This window comes from Candidatus Pelagibacter communis (assembly GCF_001180225.1).
Taxonomy (GTDB): Bacteria; Pseudomonadota; Alphaproteobacteria; order Pelagibacterales; family Pelagibacteraceae; genus Pelagibacter; species Pelagibacter ubique_D.
Map to the genome: position 1 here is coordinate 1 of NZ_CVST01000067.1, position 513 is coordinate 513.

Genomic DNA, 513 nt, shown 5'->3' on the forward strand with positions numbered 1-513 from the left:
GTTCCTAAAAATAATAATTATTATCCTTCAGATGGCAAACTTCCCAGAGAAGAAACACTTGAACTTTTAAGATCAATTTATGCTGATAGTTCAGAAGAGCAATTATTAGACATGATGAATTTTATTAAAAAAAGAAAAAATGAAGAGATGATGGGTGGATATTCGGGTGATAAAAGAAATAACCGAAATTTAGCAAAGCAAGCTGCTGAATATCTAAAAAAACCTAACGGTCCAAGAGTTGCAGTGTTTGAGGTAAATGGATTTGATACTCATGCTGCGCAAGGAGGTATAAATGGGACTCACACTCGATGTTTACTTGAGATGGATGATGTAATTCGATATTTAAAAACTTACCTAGCTGATGCTTATAAAGATACAATAATCTTAACTCTTACAGAATTTGGAAGAACAGTTGCACAAAATGGTGGTAATGGAACTGAACATGGATATGGAACTGCACTTTTTATGGCAGGAGGACTAATTAAGAAAAGCCAGGTTTATACAGACTGGCCT

Annotated in this window: 1 protein-coding gene; it reads left to right on the top strand. The window is 34.3% G+C overall.

Annotation, left to right across the window (positions count from 1 at the left end; genetic code table 11):
• Positions 1–513: DUF1501 domain-containing protein (locus tag AMN99_RS05530; protein WP_143323945.1), on the top strand; the 513-nt coding region annotated here is incomplete at both ends.